This is a genomic window from Flavobacterium sp. HJJ (assembly GCF_015351475.1).
GTDB classification, from domain to species: domain Bacteria; phylum Bacteroidota; class Bacteroidia; order Flavobacteriales; family Flavobacteriaceae; genus Flavobacterium; species Flavobacterium marginilacus.
This window is the reverse complement of record NZ_JADKPR010000073.1, coordinates 1-778: the sequence shown is the minus strand read 5'-3', so window position 1 is coordinate 778 and position 778 is coordinate 1. Positions and strand designations below refer to the sequence as shown.

Below are 778 nucleotides of genomic sequence, written 5' to 3'. Positions count from 1 at the left end.
AGAAAAACCGACATTGATTATCGGAAAAACAATCATGGGCAAAGGCTGTGTTACTGCTGACGGAGGCATGTATGAAGGCGAATGCGAACTGCACGGAAAACCTATCGGCGATACCAAAGCGGATTACACAAAAACCTTAATAAACTTAGGAGCCAACCCAGAAGATCCTTTTACAATTTATCAGGAAGTAGCTTCGCATTATGCTGCTATTCTGTCCAAAAAAACAGAAAAAGCGTCTGCCAAAAAACAGCAGATTGCACAGTGGGAGAATGAAAACCCGGCATTGGCACAAAAAATGGAACTGTTTTTATCGGGAAAATTACCGGAACTGGATTTGAGTAAAGTGGTTCAGAAACCAAATGCTGCAACCAGAGATGCTTCGTCTGCAGTACTGGCTTATCTTGCTGAAAACGTTGAAAATATCATTGTTTCCTCTGCCGATTTATCCAATAGTGATAAAACTGACGGCTTTTTGAAAAAATCATCTGTACTGCAGAAAAATAATTTCAGCGGTGCCTTTCTACAGGCAGGAGTTGCCGAACTGACGATGACTTCCATCGCCAACGGAATCGCTCTCCATGGCGGTGTAATCCCTGTAGTGGCAACATTTTTTGTGTTTTCAGATTATATGAAACCAGCCATCCGACTGGCGGCCATTCAGGAACTTCCTGTGAAATATGTGCTTACGCACGACTCTTTCCGCGTGGGCGAAGACGGGCCTACGCACCAGCCAATCGAGCAGGAAGCGCAGATGCGTCTATTGGAAAAAGTTAAAAAT

General features: G+C 43.8%; 1 pseudogene. It reads left to right on the top strand.

The features are described 5' to 3' along the window. Window positions 1–778: pseudogene (locus tag IRZ80_RS20780) on the top strand (transketolase); the annotation flags it as partial.